The sequence below is a fragment of the Desulfosporosinus sp. SYSU MS00001 genome (assembly GCF_049943955.1).
In the GTDB taxonomy this organism is placed as follows: domain Bacteria; phylum Bacillota; class Desulfitobacteriia; order Desulfitobacteriales; family Desulfitobacteriaceae; genus Desulfosporosinus.
Genome location: NZ_JBNFTW010000006.1, coordinates 37,966 through 58,534, shown reverse-complemented (window position 1 = coordinate 58,534; position 20,569 = coordinate 37,966). Strand labels below are relative to the sequence as shown.

The 20,569-nt window shown below is 42.2% G+C and carries 17 protein-coding genes, 1 tRNA gene and 1 riboswitch; of the genes, 12 read left to right on the top strand and 6 right to left on the bottom strand.

Going from position 1 to position 20,569, the window contains the following annotated elements; translation table 11 throughout:
- Positions 1-211: 211 nt before the first annotated feature.
- The 6 genes from ribH to ACPUYX_RS12170 form a co-directional block, all read right to left on the bottom strand.
- Positions 212-676: a 6,7-dimethyl-8-ribityllumazine synthase gene (gene ribH, locus ACPUYX_RS12195; RefSeq protein ID WP_088227733.1), complete on the bottom strand. Its 465-nt coding sequence runs from the start codon at positions 674-676 to the stop codon at positions 212-214.
- Between the two features lie 49 nt (positions 677-725).
- The gene (locus ACPUYX_RS12190; protein WP_426379936.1) at positions 726-1,928 is read right to left on the bottom strand and encodes a bifunctional 3,4-dihydroxy-2-butanone-4-phosphate synthase/GTP cyclohydrolase II; all 1,203 of its coding nucleotides are present in this window, start codon (positions 1,926-1,928) and stop codon (positions 726-728) included.
- A 43-nt stretch (positions 1,929-1,971) separates the two neighbouring features.
- Positions 1,972-2,622 (bottom strand): riboflavin synthase, encoded by a 651-nt coding sequence (locus tag ACPUYX_RS12185; RefSeq protein WP_426379935.1) that lies wholly within the window; start codon positions 2,620-2,622, stop codon positions 1,972-1,974.
- A gap of 24 nt (positions 2,623-2,646) precedes the next feature.
- Positions 2,647-3,774, bottom strand: a complete 1,128-nt coding sequence (gene ribD / locus ACPUYX_RS12180; RefSeq protein WP_426379934.1) for a bifunctional diaminohydroxyphosphoribosylaminopyrimidine deaminase/5-amino-6-(5-phosphoribosylamino)uracil reductase RibD — start codon at positions 3,772-3,774, stop codon at positions 2,647-2,649.
- A 161-nt stretch (positions 3,775-3,935) separates the two neighbouring features.
- Positions 3,936-4,050, bottom strand: a riboswitch (FMN riboswitch).
- Between the two features lie 50 nt (positions 4,051-4,100).
- Positions 4,101-4,643 carry a GNAT family N-acetyltransferase gene (locus ACPUYX_RS12175; protein ID WP_426379933.1) on the bottom strand — a complete coding sequence of 181 codons (543 nt, stop codon included), beginning with the start codon at positions 4,641-4,643 and terminating at the stop codon, positions 4,101-4,103.
- Between the two features lie 827 nt (positions 4,644-5,470).
- Positions 5,471-5,547, bottom strand: a tRNA-Pro gene (locus tag ACPUYX_RS12170).
- Positions 5,548-5,815: 268 nt separating this feature from the next.
- Here ACPUYX_RS12170 and ACPUYX_RS12165 point away from each other — a divergent pair.
- From ACPUYX_RS12165 to ACPUYX_RS12110, 12 genes are all read left to right on the top strand, one after another.
- On the top strand, positions 5,816-6,097 hold the full coding sequence (locus ACPUYX_RS12165) for a hypothetical protein (RefSeq protein WP_426379932.1): 282 nt from the start codon (positions 5,816-5,818) through the stop codon (positions 6,095-6,097).
- Between the two features lie 332 nt (positions 6,098-6,429).
- On the top strand, positions 6,430-7,194 hold the full coding sequence (locus tag ACPUYX_RS12160) for a P-loop NTPase (RefSeq protein ID WP_426379931.1): 765 nt from the start codon (positions 6,430-6,432) through the stop codon (positions 7,192-7,194).
- A gap of 65 nt (positions 7,195-7,259) precedes the next feature.
- Positions 7,260-9,278: an anaerobic carbon-monoxide dehydrogenase catalytic subunit gene (gene cooS, locus ACPUYX_RS12155; protein ID WP_426379930.1), complete on the top strand. Its 2,019-nt coding sequence runs from the start codon at positions 7,260-7,262 to the stop codon at positions 9,276-9,278.
- A gap of 17 nt (positions 9,279-9,295) precedes the next feature.
- Positions 9,296-11,476: an acetyl-CoA decarbonylase/synthase complex subunit alpha/beta gene (gene acsB, locus ACPUYX_RS12150; protein ID WP_426379929.1), complete on the top strand. Its 2,181-nt coding sequence runs from the start codon at positions 9,296-9,298 to the stop codon at positions 11,474-11,476.
- 92 nt (positions 11,477-11,568) lie between these two features.
- Positions 11,569-12,897 carry an acetyl-CoA decarbonylase/synthase complex subunit gamma gene (gene acsC / locus ACPUYX_RS12145; RefSeq protein ID WP_426379928.1) on the top strand — a complete coding sequence of 443 codons (1,329 nt, stop codon included), beginning with the start codon at positions 11,569-11,571 and terminating at the stop codon, positions 12,895-12,897.
- Positions 12,898-13,034: 137 nt separating this feature from the next.
- The gene (locus ACPUYX_RS12140) at positions 13,035-14,939 is read left to right on the top strand and encodes an ASKHA domain-containing protein (RefSeq protein WP_426379927.1); all 1,905 of its coding nucleotides are present in this window, start codon (positions 13,035-13,037) and stop codon (positions 14,937-14,939) included.
- Between the two features lie 22 nt (positions 14,940-14,961).
- Entirely contained in the window at positions 14,962-15,723 is a 762-nt protein-coding gene (locus tag ACPUYX_RS12135) for an AAA family ATPase (protein WP_426379926.1), read from the top strand.
- A 15-nt stretch (positions 15,724-15,738) separates the two neighbouring features.
- Positions 15,739-16,701, top strand: a complete 963-nt coding sequence (locus tag ACPUYX_RS12130) for an acetyl-CoA decarbonylase/synthase complex subunit delta (RefSeq protein ID WP_426379925.1) — start codon at positions 15,739-15,741, stop codon at positions 16,699-16,701.
- 74 nt (positions 16,702-16,775) lie between these two features.
- Positions 16,776-17,570: a methyltetrahydrofolate cobalamin methyltransferase gene (locus ACPUYX_RS12125; protein WP_088227721.1), complete on the top strand. Its 795-nt coding sequence runs from the start codon at positions 16,776-16,778 to the stop codon at positions 17,568-17,570.
- 202 nt (positions 17,571-17,772) lie between these two features.
- Positions 17,773-18,654 (top strand): hypothetical protein, encoded by an 882-nt coding sequence (locus ACPUYX_RS12120; protein ID WP_426379924.1) that lies wholly within the window; start codon positions 17,773-17,775, stop codon positions 18,652-18,654.
- A 121-nt stretch (positions 18,655-18,775) separates the two neighbouring features.
- Entirely contained in the window at positions 18,776-19,918 is a 1,143-nt protein-coding gene (locus ACPUYX_RS12115; RefSeq protein ID WP_426379923.1) for a sensor histidine kinase, read from the top strand.
- Complete coding sequence (locus ACPUYX_RS12110; RefSeq protein WP_426379922.1) at positions 19,915-20,550, top strand: response regulator; 636 nt, start codon at positions 19,915-19,917, stop codon at positions 20,548-20,550. Before ACPUYX_RS12115 ends, ACPUYX_RS12110 begins: the two co-directional genes overlap by 4 nt.
- Positions 20,551-20,569: the final 19 nt, after the last annotated feature.

Genomic DNA, 20,569 nt, shown 5'->3' with positions numbered 1-20,569 from the left:
TCATCCATATCTTACTAAAGATAATTTGCCGCCGTTTCAAGCGTAAGACTCCCGCTTCCACAAGTGGGAGCGGTTCCCATACCTGTTTCGGTGGGGGGGAGTCCATCCTGCAGCGCGATAACATTCGTTATGGGCTTGGCGCTTTCGGTGAAAGTGTCTATGAGACACTTTCGTCACCGAAGCCCCGATGCTCAGCTTTAGCTGAAGAAGTTCACTTAAAAGACTTAAGAAGATTGGCAGTCTCGATTGCGGTCATCGCAGCATCAAAACCTTTGTTGCCGGCTTTTGTTCCTGCACGTTCAATAGCTTGTTCTATGCTGTCCGTTGACAAAACTCCAAAAATAACCGGAATTCCACTTTGCAGACCAACTTGTGCAATTCCTTTGCTAACCTCGTTACTTACTAAATCAAAATGGGGAGTAGCTCCGCGAATAACCGCGCCAAGGCAGATAACAGCATCGTATTGTTTAGAATTGGCCATTGTTTGGGCGACAAGCGGAATTTCAAAGGCTCCCGGAACCCAGGCTAATTCTATATTCTCTTCAAGAGCACCGTGACGTCTTAAAGCATCTAAAGCACCGCTGACCAGTTTGCTCGTAATAAATTCATTAAATCGAGCTGCTACAATTCCAACTTTCAATTCTTGAGCTAACAGTTTTCCTTCGAAGGTTTTCATAATGTTATTATACATCCTTTCTTTTTAAGCAGTTTTTAGACCATAGCTGTTAGTGAACAGCTGATAAATAATGGCCTAATTTCGTTTTCTTTGTACAGAGATACTTTAGATTTTCGGGTTTGGAAGGTATTTCAACAGGAACCCGTTCGGCAACCTTTAAACCGTATCCTTCAAGGCCAACAATTTTCCTTGGATTGTTTGTCATTAAGCGTACTTTAGAAATGCCAAGATCTGCCAATATTTGGGCACCAACTCCATAATCGCGTAAGTCTTCAGGAAATCCTAAAGCTAGATTTGCCTCAACGGTATCTTTGCCTTCTTCTTGAAGCTTATAAGCCTTGAGTTTGTTAAGAAGACCAATTCCACGGCCTTCTTGTCTCATATAAAGCAAAACGCCGCGGCCTTCGCGTTCAATTTCTTCTAATGCTGCTGCAAGTTGATCGCCGCAGTCACAACGGCGGGAATGGAATACATCACCCGTAAGACATTCCGAATGTACCCTGACAAGAACAGGTTTTCCGTCATCAACGTTTCCTTTAACGAGAGCTAAATGTTCTTTTTGATCGATGACACTCAGGTAACCGACGGCACGGAAATCACCAAAATCTGTGGGGAGGTGAATAGTTTCCCCTCGTTCTATTAGCTTCTCGGATTGACGTCGATATGCGATAAGGTCTTTAAGAGTGACGATTTTCAGGCTGTGTTTCTCCACAAAAATTTGCAGATCAGGGACTCGAGCCATGGTTCCATTTTCGTTCATGATCTCACAGATAACACCTGCAGGTTTCAATCCGGCAAGACGAGCTAAATCAACTGCACCTTCGGTATGACCTGCCCGTACAAGTACTCCGCCTTCCCGAGCTTGAAGGGGGAAGATATGACCGGGACGATGCAAATCCTCAGGGGTACTGGCGGGATTCATAAGAACTGTTACGGTATGAGCACGTTCAAAGGCGGAAATTCCTGTTGAACTATCCGAGGCGTCGACACTGACTGTAAAAGCAGTTCCATGAGGGTCAGTATTATGTGTAACCATGGGTTGGAGCTCTAAGGCTTGAATACGCTCCTTGGTCATAGGAACACAAATCAGCCCTCGGCCGAAGGTTGCCATAAAATTGATGGCTTCGGGAGTTGCTAACTCAGCAGCCATAACTAAGTCCCCTTCATTTTCCCGATCTTCATCGTCGACCATGACGATCATTTTTCCTTGACGGATATCTTCTATAGCTTCTTCAATGGTATTAAATTGCATGACGGTCAACTCCTTCTAAATTTAAATTCGCTATTCTTAGTCTCTAAGCAAAACCATTTTCCGCCAAAAATGTCATAGTAAGATCTTCTTTGGTATCTCCAACTCGGTTAAGTCCCATAAAACGGGCAACATATTTCCCTATGAGGTCAGTTTCCAAATTAACGCTTGAGCCAATTTTTTTTATGCCTAAAGTGGTTTCTTGGGAAGTGTGAGGAATAAGAGAAACTGAAAAGTAATCATGTTCCACATCGACAACGGTTAGTGAAATTCCGTCAATAGCAATAGATCCTTTGGGCAAAATGAAGGAAAGAAGAGTGGAGGGGGCAGTGATTTCGAGAAGTTGAGCTATACCCCAAGGAGTTATCTTGCGAATTGAACCAACGCCATCAACATGTCCGCTCACTAGATGTCCTCCCAAGCGGGTTTGGAGTTGGAGGGCCCTTTCTAAATTTACTCGGCTGCCGCTCTTCAAATCGCCAAGATTCGTTTTAGCTAGAGTTTCAGCCATCACATCGACGGTAAATTTTTCACTGCTTTGATGTATTACTGTTAGGCAAACTCCATTGACAGCAATACTGTCTCCCAATTGGGTTCCCTCAAGGACTTTCTTTCCCTGCAGCGTAAGCCTTCCGGAGTCTGGTAAGAGGCGAAGATCACGGACAATACCTAGTTCTTCAACAATTCCGGTAAACACATGTATCCTCCTTCAAAGCATCTGTTACTGGCTAATGTCATGTGGCTTAAAATAGCCTGTTACATGAATATCTCTAAAATTCATATCTACCTGGAGGTCATAGAGCTCAATGGCATCTTTCATCAATTGGATGTTCAAGCCGGAAAGGGGAGAGGGGCCATTTCCTCCTACTAATTTAGGTGCGATGAAACATTCTAATTTGTCAACACACTCATTTTCAATAAGAGAACCTGCCAAACGACCACCGCCTTCTAGTAAGATACTGATCCATCCTCGGCGAAAGAGATCTTTAAGCATTTGCTTAAGTGGAACATAACGTGACGTATCATATTGCCAGATTTCAACGTTCTTAAGCTTTTGCAATCGACTGAGCTTTTCAGTTGGTGCTGCCTTTGTTGTAGCAATAATACAAGGGCTTTCGGCGGAGGAGGTGAGAACCTGTGAGTCTTCAGCTAAACGGCATCTGCCGTCAACAACTAGCCGAATAGGATCTCGACCGCCGGGTAAGCGGCAGGTTAGTGCTGGGTTGTCGTGAAGGATTGTTTCACTGCCAACAAGGATAACATCGTATTGATCACGTAAGTGGTGGACGTATTGGCGAGAGATCTCGCTGCTCACCCAGCGGGAATCCCCGGTTTCAGTGGCAATTTTTCCGTCTAGAGTTAAGGCTGTCTTGTAAAGGACGAAAGGCATAGTTGTGGTTATTGCTTTGCAAAATGCTTCATTTAATGATGCAGCCTCATGCTGCAATACTCCCACGTCAACTTGAATCCCCGCTTCACGTAATCGTTGAATTCCGCGACCTGCAACGAGAGGATTGGGATCTTGCATAGCTACAACAACACGTTTGACGCCTGCCTTAATTAGAGCGTCAGAGCAGGGCGGGGTTCGGCCGAAATGTGAGCAAGGTTCTAAAGTAACATAAACTGTAGCATCCTTGGCTTGATCCTGAGCTTCTGACAAAGCATGGACTTCGGCATGAGGAGTTCCGGCTTTTTGGTGGTAGCCCCGCCCGACGATTTGATCATTTTTGACGAGAACACATCCGACCATTGGGTTCGGACTGGTTCTCCCTAAGGCCTGAGCTGCCAGTTTAATAGCTTCAGACATATAAGTTTCATCTGTTGATTTTTGAAAAGTTTCCCGTTGCATACAATTCCTTTCTGAAACTTTTTAAGATAGTTTCCCCCAAAAATCGTAAATACCATCAAGGATCATAGCCAATAATTAGGAAATAAAAAAACACTCGCTATCCTCGAGTGTTGAGCTAAAAGTCATAGTAAAAAAGCGTAAAAAAAGACGCATTTTTTAATCTATTCCTCTTCTCATCCAGACTATACTGTCGGCTCCGGAATTAAACCGGATCTGCCAAAAAGGCTCGCGGGCTGTACCGCCGATAGGGAATTTCACCCAACCCCAGAGGATAGTATATTATTAAATTTGATTATAGTGTACCCCAGGTCCAGCGATTTGGCAACCTATAATTTTCCGTGAAGGGTCAAAAATTCATCACGCAATAATCCCATAAGGACAGCATCATGATAATTTCCAAGTACGTAGCGTGCCTCTCGCTGGCGTCCTTCGATTTTAAAGCCAACTTTTTCGTAGGCTCTGATTGCTCGAAGGTTTTCGTCCCAGGTATCCAATGAAATCCTATGAAAGTTCCATTGAGTAAAGAGAAAACGGACAAAGGTTATAATAGCATCTGTTCCGTAGCCCCTGCCCCAATATGATTTGTCACCAATAACAATAAACAGGGTTGTCGAACGACCAGGAACATTGAGTTCTTTAAAACCAATGGTGCCAATCAATAAGTTCTTTTCATTCAAAATTGCGTATCGGTAAACGTCAGAAGGGCCGTCGAGAAACTTTTCAATGATTTGATCTTTTGAATAAAGAGTATTTAGCGGCCAAGCTCCACTTGACCAATAATTAATTTCCTCATCGCTTAACCATTGGTAGATAATATCGATGTCATCCTCTTCAATCGGGCGAATCTTGATTTTCTTTCCCTCTAACATATTAGGCTCCTTCTCAGTACTTTATCTTTGGATTATAGTACATCTAATTTATACACCAAGTTTGGTACATCTATTGTAGCACTCAATTGAAACAATGAAAAATATTTAACCAATTCGAATTTGGACAAATAAATCGCTTTTTAACAACTTATTTCCTTGATCCGCCTTAGAAGTTTTAGCACATATGATACTTGAAGTCCAGAGTAAAAGAATTGTCATAATTGCGATTCCAGCACGGATATGTTTCAAGAAAACTCATTTCCAAGTATAAATTGGATTTAGGTTACCAATGTACTTTTTATCACAAAATGTTATAATAAGTCAAAAGCAATTTTAGTCTATTTTCATGTAATTCACATAAAAATATCCTTCTTGATTTAATCGAAGGACCTCTTTTCACATTAAGCTTTGGAGAAGGTAAAAGGAGAGCAGTAGCTCTCCTTTTACAATGCGCAAATGTAAGGATCATGAAAATCGCCGAACCGAGAATACGACTCGAAAAAAATTGGCAGAGAGCGGGGATTAGTACAAGTTATTAATGTCACCAGATCTGAGATGGAGTTGTACGAAATGGATTCTGGGAAAATTCGTAGAAGTATCGCTTTAAGATTAAGAAACTCTATTATGTGTCATTGGGCGAGAAATTTATTGTTAAAGATCTGTTATTTCATAATAAAGGAAATTGGTGTTTACATAATTAACCATTAGGGATTAAAATAATTGCTAAAGAAAAGGATTTTTTTTCCTTAAAAATTGAAAGGGTCAAAATAGGGTCAAATGACCCAAAAATAAAGGATCTCCAAAACTGGAGATCCGCTAATACCAGATGGTCGGGGCGACGGGATTCGAACCCACGGCCTCTTGGTCCCGAACCAAGCGCGCTACCAAACTGCGCTACGCCCCGTAACTCGTTTATCAGAACGAATACTATAATAACAAACCCCTTTGCTCCTGTCAACATTATTTTTGTCCCTCTTTCAGAGATTATCGGCATGGAGACATTCCCAGAAACAGAATTATCGAATGAGCAATATTTCGAAAAGCTTAATCATATTAATAGTTTATCAACAACTTCCTAGCCATCTGTTGGAGCCTTTCTTGATGAGGTACTATAAGATCTGCCAAAATGACAATTAACCTGGCGGTGCAGTTGCAGAAGGCTCAGATCGAATGTGTTTGATAAAGTGTGTTCCCTGTCAAGGGCTTGGCAGCGGGTTCTCGATGAATTAATGAGAGCAATATCGAGTGAAATACGTTTTCGGATATGTGTAATGCATGTCAATATTCCAAAAAGAGGAGAAGGACTTATGGAGAAACTTAAATCGCGCTTTCCAGAACATGAAGTAAGATTATTCGAAACAGGTGCTGTCATGCAACTCATGTCGGAACAGGTGCATTTGGATTGGCTTTTAACCTTGGCCGCTATTGTGAGCTGGAAATTCCAGCTTACTTAGGTTTTAAGGATACAATGATTACGTTAAACCTCTGTCTGCATGATTTACTTCAGGAACTCCAAAGAGTAATTAAGATCATTACTCAAATACATAGAACTGCAAAAATGAAAATGTATTTCAAATACTAAAACAGGAGTACATTATTTACAGAATATTGTGGATTTACAGAATATTTTAATCAATATTGACTTCTTACTTTATGGAAAAGTAAAAATATTAAAATAAATTCAGAATGTTTGCAGGATTAAACAAAGAAAAAAAGAATATAACTATATACCCAAAGCTTGTTCCAGGAAATGCTTGCATATAGCAGCTAAAGGAGTGGTAGACAGATGAAAATCGCAATCTCCGGTAAAGGTGGAGTTGGGAAAACCACCTTTACTGCAAATTTTGCCCGTTGGTTAGTGGAAAAGGGTATTACCGTACTAGCAGTTGACGCAGACCCCGATGCAAGCTTGGGGACGATATTGGGATTTCCTGATGAGGTACTGGCGAATTTGAAAGCTATTGTTGATATGAAGGAACTTATAGAAGAGCGCATGGGTGGGACTGGTGCATTTTATCCACTAAATCCTAATGTCGATGATATCTTAGATGATTACAGTGTCTCTCTGGGACAACTTCGTTTTTTTCGGATGGGGAATATTAAAGGCGGCGGTACTTCTTGCTATTGCAAGGAAAACAGTTTTCTGCAGGCCTTGGTTAATTCTCTTATTCTCGGAGAAAAGGATACCGTAATTCTTGATATGGGTGCTGGAATAGAACAATTAACACGAGGAACAGCTTTAGGTGTTGATGTTTTAGCAATTGTTACAGAACCATCCAAGGTGAGTGTGCAAACTGTCCGTGTAATTCAACAACTTGCTCATGAGCTAGGAATTCCTCGTATCGTTGTTATAGGCAACAAAATTCGTAATGTGAACGATGAAAAGTTTCTTAGAGACCACTTTTCTACAGAGCAACTGGTTGGCATCATCCCTTACAGTGACGAACTGTTGGAAATGTCCATCAATACAGGCAGTATTCCATCGCCTGAAGGGTCTCTGGGAGTTCAGCTCAATACAATTTATGAAAAAATTATTGATGAAGGGAGATGACAGGAGTTTTCATTAGCAGCAATAAGAGTATGAGAAGAGGATCTTATTAAAGAGGAGGTTGTAACATGCCTAGATATCGGGATTTAACCCATACTGCCCGACCATCGGATGCACCAAGAGTTGTTGATCCGAAAAATCCTGTTCGTACATCAGATCCTGGTACCCTGCAAATGCTAAAAATGCTGGAAGGTAAAAACATCGAAACAGTTTTTGACCGCGTAGTAGCTCAACAACCGCAGTGCACCTTTGGTTACAAAGGTGTATGCTGCAGAATTTGTATCGCTGGTCCTTGTCGGGTTAAAAAGGAAGAAGGTCCTGGCAGCCGCGGAATTTGCGGTGCATCTGCCTATACCATTGTTTCTCGTAATCTCGTACGTCTGATTGCCGGAGGAGCAGCATCTCACTCGGAGCACGCACGCCATGTTCTTCATACCGCTCATGCTTTAGTAGAAGGTCACGCCCCGGATTATGAAATAAAATCAACGGCTAAACTGCATAAATTAGCTCAAAAGTTAGGGATCTCAACTCTTGATCGAGAGGATAAAGAAATTCTTAAAGATGTTGTGGAACTGGGATATGCGGATTTTGGCCGCTACCAAGATCGTCCTTTAGCTTTTCTCGATTCCTTCATGACCCAAGGGCGTCGTAATAAATTTCAGCATACCAATGTTATGCCCAAAGCAATTGATGGTACCGTTACTGAATTAATTGCCCAAACGGCAATGGGTGTTGACAATGATCCTGTAAATATTATTTTCGGCGGAATTAAAACTGCTCTGGCTGATTTAGCCGGAGAATATGTGGGAACTACTCTCAGCGATGTTTTGTTTGGAATTCCCGAACCTATCGTTTCTGAAGCGAATCTTGGGGTAATCGATCCTAAAATGGTGAATATTGCAGTTCATGGCCACAATCCAGTCCTTAGTGAGATGGTCGTTGCAGCAGCTCGAAAAATGAAGGCAGAAGCGCAAAAAGTTGGTGCTGAAGGAATTAACGTTGTCGGAATTTGCTGTACGGGAAATGAATTGCTCATGAGAGAAGGGGTCTATTTAGCAACTTCTTCCGCTTCACAAGAAATGGCTATCATGACCGGTGCCTTAGACGCCATGGTGGTTGATATTCAATGTATTTATCCGTCAGTCCAAACAGCTGCGGAATGTTTCCATACTAAAGTTATTACCACAGAAGGTATTATGAAAACTCCAGGGGCTCAACATCTCGCCTTTAAACCAGAAACTGCAATGGAAGATGCTCAGAAACTTGTTAACATCGCTATTGAAGCCTATAAACAGCGGGATCCGAATAAAATTTCCATTCCTAATGAACGACATAAACTGGTTGCCGGTTTCAGCATTGAAGCTCTCACAGACATTTTCTCTAAAGTATGTCCCGAACGACCGATCTCTGTTCTCACCGATGCAATTTTGAGCGGACAAATTAAGGGAGTTGCCTTAATGGCCGGATGTAACAACTTGAAGCGAACCCAAGACGAATCTCACGTTGCTATCTTAAAGGAACTTGTGAAAAATGACGTTTTTGTCATAGCAACAGGTTGTTCAGCCGGAGCCTTCGCGAAGTTTGGTCTAATGTCACCTCTGGCAGTCGATGCCTATGCAGGAGAGGGACTTAAATCTTTCTTGAAAATGTTAGAAAATGCCAATCCTCAGCTGACGACAGGCTTGCCCTTGGTTTTCCATGTCGGTTCGTGTGTTGACAATAGCAGAGCTTCAGATTTAGCTGTTGCCATGGCCAATGAACTCGGGGTTGATATACCAAAAGTGCCCTTTGTGGCCTCAGCTCCCGAAGCTATGCATGAAAAAGCGGTTGCTATTGGGACATGGTGTGTCACTTTAGGATTGCCGACACATGTAGGAAGTTTGCCGCCTGTTGAAGGTAGCGATTTGGTTTATGGTATTACCACTCAAATTGCCCATGATGTTTTTGGAGGAAACTTTATTTTTGAAGTAGATCCGGTTATTGGTGCACAAAAACTTCTCAATGCTTTGGAGTATCGGACGTGGAAACTTAATATCCATAAGAAAACAGCAGAGAAAAATGAGACCCCAATTGCTCAAGGCTGGTAAGAAAGGAGGAATGTCTGATGTCAATGGAACAAATATATGAAGAAGCTATTAAGGACCCAAATAATCAACCGAAAAAATTATTGCGCAAAGCTTATGATGGAACTGTAATTGCCATGACCTATGCTGAAATTCTTCTTAATCGTGCTATCAAAGATTATGGTGAAGCTCAGTTGATTGGTTATCCTGATACCGCTTATTATCTCCCAGTCATCACATGTCTTTCCGGTGAAAAGGTGACCACGCTGGGTGAATTAGTTCCAATTCTTAACCGCTTGCGTAATCAGGTTCGCACGGAACTTACGTTTGAAAATGCCAGACTTTGGGGTGAGTCCGTTCTTTATGCCGCTGAAGTTATTGAGACGATTCATTATCTTAGAGGCGATGAACCTAAAGTTAAACCGTGGACAGGATTCTTAGGTGACCCTGTCGTTCGGAAACACGGTATCAAGATGGTTGACTGGACTATTCCGGGCGTGGCGGTTATCCTTGGGCGAGCTAAAGATTCAAAAGCTGCTAAGAAAATTATTGATAATTTAATGGGCAAAGGATTTATGATCTTCCTGTGCGACGAGGTTATTGAGCAATTACTGGAAGAGAACGTTAAAATCGGTGAGGATTACATTGCTTTTCCTTTAGGAAACTTTACACAGGTAATTCATGCAGTAAATTACGCTTTCAGGGCAGGTCTTGCTTTTGGTGGTATTCCTGCAGGGGAACGAGAAAATCATCGTGATTACCAGCGCCGTAGGGTTCGGGCTTTCGTTCTGCATCTTGGAGAACTTGATGATGTAAAAGTGGCTGCAGAAATGGGCGCGATTTTTATGGGCTTCCCAGTTCTGACAGATCAAACTCTTGGTGAAGATATGCAAATCCCCGATTGGTATATTTCCGAGCCTGATTATGAGAAATTAGTTCCTTTAGCCTTGGAAGTTCGGGGCATTAAATTAACAAATATCGAGCTGCCCATTCCGGTTAACTTCGGTCCGGCCTTCGAAGGTGAAACCATTCGCAAAGGGGATACCTACGTTGAATTTGGCGGCGGGCGAACAACTGCGTTCGAGCTTGTTCAAATGGTAGGTCCCGACAATATCGAAGACGGTCGAGTCACTGTGATCGGGCCAGATATTGATACTGTCCCTGAGGGATCTAAACTTCCTTTAGGAATTAAAGTTGATATTTACGGACGCAAGATGCAGTCTGACTTCGAAGGGGTTTTTGAACGCAGAATTCACTATTTCGCAAATTATGGCGAAGGCGTTTGGCACGTAGCACAGCGGGATTTGTGTTGGGTACGGATTTCCAAAGATGCCCGGGCAAAAGGTTTCTTAATGAAACACTTTGGAGAACTTTTAATTGCAAAATTAAAGGAAGAATTCCCGGCTATTATTGACCGGGTTGAAGTCACCATCATGCTCGATCAGGCAGCTGTCGATGAAGGCATTGTTCTTGCCCGCGAACGTTATAAGGCCCGCGACGACCGCATGAGGAGTCTGACCGATGAATCTGTTGAAGACTTTTATTCTTGTTTGCTTTGCCAGTCTTTTGCCCCCAATCACGTTTGTATTGTTACACCGGAACGGGTTGGTCTCTGTGGTGCGGTGAGTTGGTTGGATGCTAAAGCATCTCATGAAATCGCGCCCAATGGTCCTAATCAGCCAATTCCTAAGGGACTGGCCATTGACGACTTAAAGGGAATGTGGCAGTCCTGTAACGATTACTTATATAAAGCTTCGAATAATACTCTGGAAGAGGTTAATCTTTATACCTTAATGGATCGGCCAATGACTTCCTGTGGTTGCTTTGAAGCCATTATGGCTATTGTTCCGGAGGCAAATGGCCTTATGATCACAACTCGCGAACACTCCGGAATGACTCCCAGCGGAATGACTTTTTCAACGTTAGCCGGAACTTGCGGCGGAGGAATGCAGACTCCCGGCTTTATGGGCATTGGACGTTCCTATATTCTCAGTAAAAAGTTTATTCCCGCAGACGGCGGAATTGCTCGTATTATCTGGATGCCTAAAGAACTAAAGGAATTCTTACGTGAAGATTTTGTGCAGCGTTCAATTGATGAAGGAATAGGTGCAGACTTTATCGATAAAATTGCAGACGAGTCCGTCGGAACGACGGCTGAGGAAATAATACCTTTCCTCGAGGAAAATGGACATCCCTGCTTCAATCTTGATCCATTAATGTAACGCCAAAGATCTATGACTTAAGGCCCCGTTTTTAAAGCCCAGGGGCCTTCGAGTCTGCTTCCTACCATACTCAATAAGAAAGGGGTTTAAATATGGCACTAACAGGTTTAGAAATTTATAAGCAATTACCAAAGAAAAACTGCGGAGAGTGTGGAGTACCAACTTGTCTTGCGTTTGCCATGGCTTTAGCTTCAGGCAAAGCGGCATTAGACACCTGCCCGTATGTCACGGCAGCAGCTAAAGAGGCCTTGGATTCAGCCTCTGCCCCTCCTATTAAAGCTATCAAATTTGGCAAAGACTCAGTCCTTGGAGACGAAAATGTTCTTTTCCGTCATGACAAGACCTTTTATCATCCCACGACGTTGCTGATTCGTGTCTCAGATGCATTAAGTGATGCCGATGTAGAAGCGAAGGTTCAAGAGATTAACGGTTTAGAATTCGATCGTGTCGGCCTTCACTATTCTATCGATGGAGTTGCTGTTGTTCATGAATCTGGAGATGCATCACGTTTTGAAAAAGTAGCTGGTATGGTGGCTGCAGGTACTGATAAATCCTTGCTTTTGCTAAGCAGCGATCCAGCAGCGCTGAAAGCAGCCCTTGTACCTTTAGCGGCCCGCAAACCCTTAGTCGGTGAGGCAACAGCAGAAAACTATGAAGCTATGGTTAATCTTGCTAAGGAAAATTCGGTCCCTGTCATATTAAAAGCTGATGGCCTAGACGCTTTGAATGATCTTGCCGAGAAAGCTCAGGCTTTAGGTTATAAAGAGTTCGTTTTAGATCCAGGCTCGAGAAAGCCGGTAGAAACCTTGGCGAATCTGACTCATCTTCGTCGTTTAGCGATCAAGAAGAAATTCCGGCCCTTTGGTTATCCGGTAGTTGCTTATACCAGTAATCCGGAACCCCTGGATGAAATAATGGAAGCTTCAGTTTATGTGGCTAAATATGCCAGCGCCATTGTTTTAAACACAAGTACCAAAGCTCATATTTTACCACTAATGACCTTACGGCAAAACCTTTACACCGATCCTCAGAAACCCATTCAGGTTGAACCAAAGCTTCATACCGTGGGAGATGTGAATGAAAACTCTCCATTCTATATTACGACGAACTTCTCCTTAACTTATTACAGCGTGGAAGGTGAAGTCGAGGCAACGAAGATTCCAAGTTATATACTTCCTATTGATACGGATGGAACTTCAGTGCTTACAGCTTATGCAGCAGGAAAATTTGAACCGGAGAAAATTGCTCAGGCCATGGAAGCTAGTGGTATTGCCGATAAAGTAAAACATCGAAATATCATTATTCCCGGTTATGTCGCCGTGATATCCGGTAAACTGGGGGAATTAACCGGCTGGAAAGTAGTTGTTGGTCCTCGTGAATCCAGTGGCATCATTTCTTTTGCCAAATCACAATTAGGGTAATTTTGTCCGGAAATTAGGTAAGGGGGTTCAATTTAATTATTAATTAGTTCAGTCATGGCAAATCCGGATAGCATTGCTTTAGAGTTTGTACCCGATTTGTAAAAGGGATTTTTCAGTAGATTAAGGATGTGAATAAGATGCCCGAAATCAAATTCATGCCCGATGACCGCATTATTCAAGTTGAAATAGGAACATCGTTGCTCACCGCAGCAGCTCAAGCTGAAATATTTATTAAATCAGGGTGCGGAGGTAAAGGAACATGCGGTGCCTGTAAAGTAGTCGTTCTGAATGGGGAACCTCAAGTAATAGGGACTGGAAACCTCACGCCTGAACAACTTTCCAACGGAGTTCGGCTAGCCTGCAAAACGATTGTTCAAGGAGACATGACCATTGAGGTGCCTCCTGAATCCAGGCTCCAAGAACACCAGGTCTTATTAGGAGATTCACAAAAAGGACTTTTACGGGAAAGCGAACATGATTTGCTTGAAAAGTTTGGGCATCACCCTCTGGCAACAAAACAAAGAATAGTGCTGTCGGCTCCAACTTTGACGGAAAATACCAGTGATTGGGCTCGGCTTCATATGGAACTTCGGCGTGTTCTCAAAGCTGGAGATAAACCAATCTACATTCCCTTATCAGTTCTTCAACATTTGCCTGAAACGCTGCGCCAAGCCAATTGGGACGTCTCAGTCACTTTAACAGATCTCGAATCTGGTTTTACGGTTACAAATGTTGGAGCAGGTCATGATAACCCTCTTTTTGGGCTGGCCATTGATATTGGCACAACTACTGTCGTAGTTTATTTAATAGAACTTGCCAGTGGTCAGATTGTTGATCAGCAGGGATCCTACAATAAGCAAGCTCGATACGGAGACGATGTTATTTCTCGGATCGTTTTTGCCGTCGAAAATGAAGAAAACTTACAAGCGATACGTCATGCTGTTCTAGAAACCATCAATGACCTTCTGGATAAACTTCTAAACCGCCATTCAATCAGTCCAAAAGATATTGCAAGTGCCGTGGTGGCAGGGAACACAACGATGACCCAGTTGTTTTTAGGTGTTGACCCAAAGTACATTCGACTTGAACCCTATATTCCGACTATGTCAACTGTACCTTCTGTTACGGCCCGTGATGCTGGTCTGCATATGTTACCCGAGGCATTAGTTCACTGCTATCCTTCGGTTGCAAGTTATGTTGGCGGAGACATTGTTGCGGGAACCTTAATTACCGATTTAGCCAACGGAGAAGACATAACATTATTTATCGATATTGGCACTAACGGTGAAATTGTTCTCGGCAATCAGGATTGGCTTGTATCTTGCGCATGTTCTGCCGGTCCGAGCTTTGAAGGGGGCGGGATAACCTTTGGCATGAGAGCCATGCCTGGGGCCATCGAGCGGGTCGTTGTAGATTCTGATACTCTGGATGTATCTCTTAAAGTAATTGGAAAATGTTTGCCGGTCGGAATCTGCGGTTCAGGACTCGTTGATTGCGTGGCCAAATTACTGAGTGTCGGTATTATTGACCGGGCAGGAAACTTTCAATTGGGCCATCCCTCAGGCTCTGAACGCTTACGGGCGACTGCTGATGACAAAGAATTTGTCTTAGCTTGGGCACACCAAGCAGGTGGAAAAAAAGACGTTGTCATTACTGAAAATGATGTAAAAAACATCATTCGTGCCAAAGGCGCTGTTTATGCCGGGATTCGTTCTTTGCTTAATATGGTTGCCGTCGATATTGAAATGATCGGCCGTATCGTGATCGCCGGCGGTTTTGGTAATTACCTCAATGTTCATGATTCCGTACAAATAGGTTTATTGCCCGATCTTGAACCGGAACGGTTTGAATTCATCGGAAATTCTTCTGTAAAAGGAGCAAGGTTGGCCTTATTATCTCAAGCTGCCTGGCGGGAAGCGGAAGAGTTAGGACGTAAAATGACTTATGTTGAACTATCGGTTGGGGCAACATTTATGGACGAGTATGTATCCGCTTTGTTTTTGCCTCATACCGACTTATCCCTATTTCCATCTTGTCATTAAGGGTAAAATGGAGGTCTTTTAAATGGCAAAATATATAGCAGTTGCAGGTAAAGGCGGGGTAGGGAAAACGACATTTACTGCATTATTGTTAAAACAAATGGTTCAACAAAGAAAGAAAATTTCTATTCTTGCCGTTGATGCCGACCCTAATGCAAATCTGGATGAGGCTTTAGGTTTACAAGTTACAGGGACTATTTCGGATGTGCTTGAACAAAGTAAAGATCCTAAAGCAATTCCCACAGGAATGCCCAAAAATATTTTTATCGAGTATAAACTTCAACAGGCCCTGGTAGAGACTAAGGATATAGATCTTCTTGTCATGGGTGGACCACAGGGAGCAGGATGCTACTGTTATCCAAACGACATCCTGCGCAAACATCTTGAGGATATCGGAGAAGGTTATAATTATGTAGTTGTTGATTCCGAGGCAGGTCTTGAACACATTAGCCGTCGGACAATTCCTCATATTGACGACATGTTTGTGATCAGTGATTCGTCAGCAAGAGGAATCCGTTCAGCTCGAAGAGTCTATGAGCTTATTCAGGGCCTAAAATCTGCAGTTGGAAACTTATATTTAATTGTCACCAAGACAAATGCTGACAGTCTAGAATTGCTCAAAGAAGAAATTGCGCAAACAGGTCTCACCTTATTAGGGGATATTCCGCTTGATCCTATGGTTGTGGAATATGACTTGGCAGGAAAGCCATTATTCGATTTACCAGATGATGCCGTCTCGGTCAAGGCTGTACAAAGCATTTTGAATCGTGCCGGAATCTTTAACTAGAAAGGAGAGAAGTTCATGTCCGTTGCATTAGTAAAAGAGAGATATACAAGTAAAGTCGGAGAGGTTGTCCTCGGTGCAACTTCTGAACAAGGAGGAACTCGAACTTCAACCGTCACTGTGGGCGGAGACAGTGCTTTGCCGTTTCTTCACTTTGAAGGAGAATTGAAAAACCGTCCAGTTATTGCCATGGAGGTCAATGATATAGTTCCTGCATGGAGTGAGTCAATAATGAGCCAATTTGGAGATGTTCTTAATAATCCTGCTGCATGGGCTAAAAAATGTGTAGAAGAATTTAACGCTGATTTAATTTACTTAAAGTTAAACGGTGCTGATCCCGATGGAGAAAATCGGTCTCCTGAGGATTGTGCCCGGATTGTGAAAGAGGTTTTGGCAGCTGTTGGAGTTCCTCTGATTGTCGTCGGGTGTGAAAATGATGAAAAGAATAATGAAATCATGGCTGTCATTGCTGAAGCGGCTGCGGGAGAGAATCTCCTTCTCGGACTTGCGGAGCAGGATAACTATAAATCGATTACTGCCGCAGCAATGGTTCATAAGCATACGATTATTGCCCGTTCTCCTCTCGATATAAATATCTGCAAACAGCTTAATATTTTAATTAATGAAATGGGTTTGCCACTCAATAAAATTGTCATCGATCCAATGATTGGTGGACTTGGCTTTGGAATCGAATATGCTTATTCAATTATGGAGCGTGCTCGCTTAGGTTCTTTAGCTAACGACAAGATGCTCTCGATGCCTATGATTTGTACGGTCGGCTATGAGTCTAACCGGTGCAAAGAGGCGAATGCTTCGGCTGAGGAGTTCCCAGGATGGGGAGATCTTCAAGACAGAGGCGTTCTTTGGGAGGCCATGACGGCTTCGGCAATGCTCCAAGCTGGTGCCAGCGTTCTTATTATGCGTAATCCCGCTGCGGTGCGTTTAGTCCAGAAAAACATAGCAGATATGATGAGTAAATAACCTTTTTCAACGTTTGCTCATAATTTTAGACTTTCTGTAATATCGGTCTGATAATAATGAAAGGTCGTGATTTAATGCTTATTTTTGGAGAACGTATCAATGGAATGTTTACTGACATTGGAAATGCCCTTCGTAATAAAGATCCTAAACCAATTCAGCACTGGGCAGTAAAACAACAAGAAGGCGGAGCTCATTATCTGGACGTTAACTCCGGCCCAGCCATTCCGACAGAGGAACGTGTTGAAGCCTATGAGTGGATGGTCAATGTTATCCAAGAAGTATCAGATTTGCCCTTGGTCCTTGATTCCACGAATTACAATGCTATCGAAGCAGGCTTGAAGGTCTGTAAACGTCCTGCAATTATCAATTCGTGCCCTGCTGAGCAAGTTAAAATCGAACGTGTATTTCCAATGGCCATTCAGTATAATGCCGGTGTTATTGGCTTAACTATGGATAAAAAGGGCATTCCCAAAGACTCGGAAAACCGGGTAGCCTTTGCCATGGAATTAGTGGCGGCAGCTGATGAATACGGGCTGAGAATGGAAGATCTTTTCATCGATCCCTTAATTCTCCCGGTTAATGTTGCCCAGGAACATGCGCCTGAGGTTTTAGAAAGCTTGCGTCAAGTGAAAATGTTAGCTGATCCGGCTCCCCGTACTGTTCTTGGCTTATCAAATGTATCCCAAAAGTCACCTGATCGCAATTTGATTAATAGAACATATCTGGCAATGGCTATTGCTTGCGGACTTGATGCTGCCATTATGGATGCTAATGATGATGATCTGGTTGATGTGGCTGCAACGGCTCAAATCCTGCTAAATAAGAGCATTTACGCTGACTCTTATTTGAAAGTTTTCCGCTCTAGATAACGCTTTGCCTTCTCTACAAGTTATCATAAAAATGTTAACGAATGAACTAATGACGAAAGAACAAATAAGTTTCAATAAAAAATGAGTTCAAATAAAAAACTCCTCAAAATCTGGGGAGTTTTTTATTTGAACTCATTTCTATTCATATCAAAGGAGATACAAGCATAGCTATCTACAGAAACTAAATCTGGAGGTGGACCTTTTGGAAACGTATTTCCACAATGATCCTCGAATTCATGAATGGCTTGAGCAAATTACCGAAAAGATTTTTACAGTTTGTCTTTTAAAAGGTGTGGACGCTGAAACGGAGTTTGACAAAGGATGTCAAATTGTTGTCAAGCTTACAATGTTACTGCAAAGTATCGCTATATTTCCACCGGAATACCTTGAGGAGGGGGTTAAGCAACTTATCGAACAACAGCTCCCCGCTAAGAAGATTATAAATAACTTTCCCTCCTTTAATGACATAAAGGGACGTATGTTAGCGGAAGGGATCTCCCAGGTCATAAAAACCGCAAGGAACGAGGAAATTTCTGAGCCGGGGTTTCCTATACCAAGTGAAGACGCTGATCATGATTTCGGCCAATCAACATCCTCAAATCAAGAATTTGAAAGTGCTGAAGAATTAGCTATTCACAAAGATGAGGACTTTGAGGAATGTATAGAAAACATAGCTCCAGCTCTTGCCTTAGTAAATATCGTTGAGGATTATCAAGAGCCGCAAGAAGTCATAGAATCTCTGCAAGATTCTATGAACTTACAACAAAGGGATGATGATAAGGCTGCCGATCGCAGATCCCAAAGCGACGAAGCAAAAGAGCGGTTAGAGTATGTATTAAAATCAATCTATCCTGGCAAATCAATTCAATGGAATATGAAGGTCGCTAATCAACCGGTTTTCGCCAACATAGAGGATTTGCTGATTTGTTTGGATGATCCCAATAATTTTTGTAATGCGAAACTATTAAATCGACAAGGATGGAAGACATTTATTTGCAGTTTTGAAGACCTATTATACCCACGCCGAGTGGAGAGAGGAATACGACAGATTTTACGTCGGAAAGGAAAACCACCCGTGAAATAACGGTTTTTTTATTACCAGGTAGTAGGAAATACTATTTCTTTGTCGAATAATTATTATATTATTTTGTAATATGACATTACTATAAAAATACGACATTACACTATGAAAAGAGGTTTATTTTTTGTCTGATAAGTTGGGAGAAATTATAAAAAATACTTTGGCCGCGATTGAATCGGGGAAAGAGGAGATTTTTTTTATAGCGGAAACATCGCGCAATGAGACCCTACGGTTGACTAATGAGCTCTCTCAGCTAAAGTCAGATATTTCTGAGATCATTTCTCGGGTGGATGCTCAAGAAAAAGTTGATAGACAAAAACGCTTGATACTAATGGAAGTAAATAAATCCTTTCAAAATTATACTCAAAAGGAAATGATTGAAGCTTATGCAGAAGCAAAAGATGCCCAGGTAACATTGCAGCTTCTGCAATCAAAAGAAGCGCAATTACGTAAGCGAAGGGATGAGTTGGAACGATCCTTAAATCAGATGCAAGCGACTATTGAACGGGCTCAAAACTTAATGACCCAGGTAAGTATGGCGATTAGTTTATTACAAGGTGGGATTGAGGGAGCCCTTAATTTTCAAAACCACGAACAACGTCAAGAACTGGGTTTGCGAGTTATAAAAGCGCAGGAAGACGAAAGACGGCGTGTTGCCCGAGAAATACATGATGGACCGGCTCAAACCCTCGCTAATATCGTTTTACGCCTAGAGATCGCTGAAAGGTTGTTAGAGTATGATCCCAGTCGTGTAAAGGCAGAACTTATGGATCTGAAAAATTTAGTTCGGGCAAACCTTCAAGACATCCGACGAATTATTTTTGATTTGCGTCCTATGGCCCTGGATGACTTGGGACTGATTACAGCAATTTCCAAATATCTGGATAATTTCAGTGAGACCTATGGAATTGAATGCGAATTGCGTATTGAAGGATCTGAAAAAAGGCTTCTTCCAACAATGGAAGTGGCTCTTTTCCGATTAATCCAAGAAGGCATCACCAATGTAGCTAAACATGCGCACTCATCTAAAGTAAAGATAGCTCTAAATTTTCAAGACGATTGGACCTCAGCTCGAATTCAGGATTATGGTAAAGGTTTTGATGTTGATTCAACAATGATGACGCCAGGAGAGCATTTCGGTCTTATAGGTATGCGGGAACGAGTAGAAATGTTTTATGGACGTTTTTCGATTCAATCTTGTTGCGGGAAAGGTACAATTATCGAATTTTCAATTCCATCAAGGCTTGAGAGGGGGGACAACCCATGATACGAATAGTTATCGCAGATGATCACCCTCTTTTGCGAGAGGGGTTGCGTCGTATTTTGGAATTTGAAGATGGAATTAAAGTCGTGGCAGAAGTTGGAGATGGACAAGGTGCCATAAATATTGCACGTACTTCGGAATTCGATATTTTGTTGATGGATCTGAATATGCCAGGGGTTAATGGCTTAGAAGCGGGGCGAGTCATTCGTCGGGAGAAACCTGACATTGGTATTTTAGTCCTTACAGTTGATGATTCTGACGATAAAGTTTTTCAAGTACTGCAAATCGGTGTTGCAGGATATTTACTCAAAGATGTGGACTCGAAGACACTGATAGAGTCTATATACAAGGTATATAACGGTGAACCGATTTTGTCGCCGGCTGTTACTGGAAAGTTGATGGGACAACTGTCCCAACCACCGGTAAAGAATACATGTGGTCTTAGTGATCGGGAATTAGAGATTCTTCATTATGTGGTTCAAGGATCTTCGAATCGAGAAATTGGGGTTGCTTTGTTTATAAGTGAAAAGACAGTGAAAAATCATTTGTCCAGTATTTATAGGAAATTGGAAGTGGAAGATCGGACTCAAGCAGCACTGAAGGCTGTTAAACTTAAATTGATTCAACTGGATTAAAATACAAAATAATAGTAGT

Bases quoted from the DNA above. Each gene is read 5' to 3' on its own strand.
- acsB (WP_426379929.1), top strand. From the start codon at position 9,296: ATGTCAATGGAACAAATATATGAAGAAGCTATTAAGGACCCAAATAAT.
- acsC (WP_426379928.1), top strand. From the start codon at position 11,569: ATGGCACTAACAGGTTTAGAAATTTATAAGCAATTACCAAAGAAAAAC.
- ribH (WP_088227733.1), bottom strand. From the start codon at position 676: ATGAAAACCTTCGAAGGAAAACTGTTAGCTCAAGAATTGAAAGTTGGA.
- ACPUYX_RS12110 (WP_426379922.1), top strand. From the start codon at position 19,915: ATGATACGAATAGTTATCGCAGATGATCACCCTCTTTTGCGAGAGGGG.
- cooS (WP_426379930.1), top strand. From the start codon at position 7,260: ATGCCTAGATATCGGGATTTAACCCATACTGCCCGACCATCGGATGCA.
- ACPUYX_RS12175 (WP_426379933.1), bottom strand. From the start codon at position 4,643: ATGTTAGAGGGAAAGAAAATCAAGATTCGCCCGATTGAAGAGGATGAC.
- ACPUYX_RS12140 (WP_426379927.1), top strand. From the start codon at position 13,035: ATGCCCGAAATCAAATTCATGCCCGATGACCGCATTATTCAAGTTGAA.
- ACPUYX_RS12125 (WP_088227721.1), top strand. From the start codon at position 16,776: ATGCTTATTTTTGGAGAACGTATCAATGGAATGTTTACTGACATTGGA.
- ACPUYX_RS12135 (WP_426379926.1), top strand. From the start codon at position 14,962: ATGGCAAAATATATAGCAGTTGCAGGTAAAGGCGGGGTAGGGAAAACG.
- ACPUYX_RS12160 (WP_426379931.1), top strand. From the start codon at position 6,430: ATGAAAATCGCAATCTCCGGTAAAGGTGGAGTTGGGAAAACCACCTTT.
- ACPUYX_RS12190 (WP_426379936.1), bottom strand. From the start codon at position 1,928: ATGCAATTTAATACCATTGAAGAAGCTATAGAAGATATCCGTCAAGGA.
- ACPUYX_RS12130 (WP_426379925.1), top strand. From the start codon at position 15,739: ATGTCCGTTGCATTAGTAAAAGAGAGATATACAAGTAAAGTCGGAGAG.
- ribD (WP_426379934.1), bottom strand. From the start codon at position 3,774: ATGCAACGGGAAACTTTTCAAAAATCAACAGATGAAACTTATATGTCT.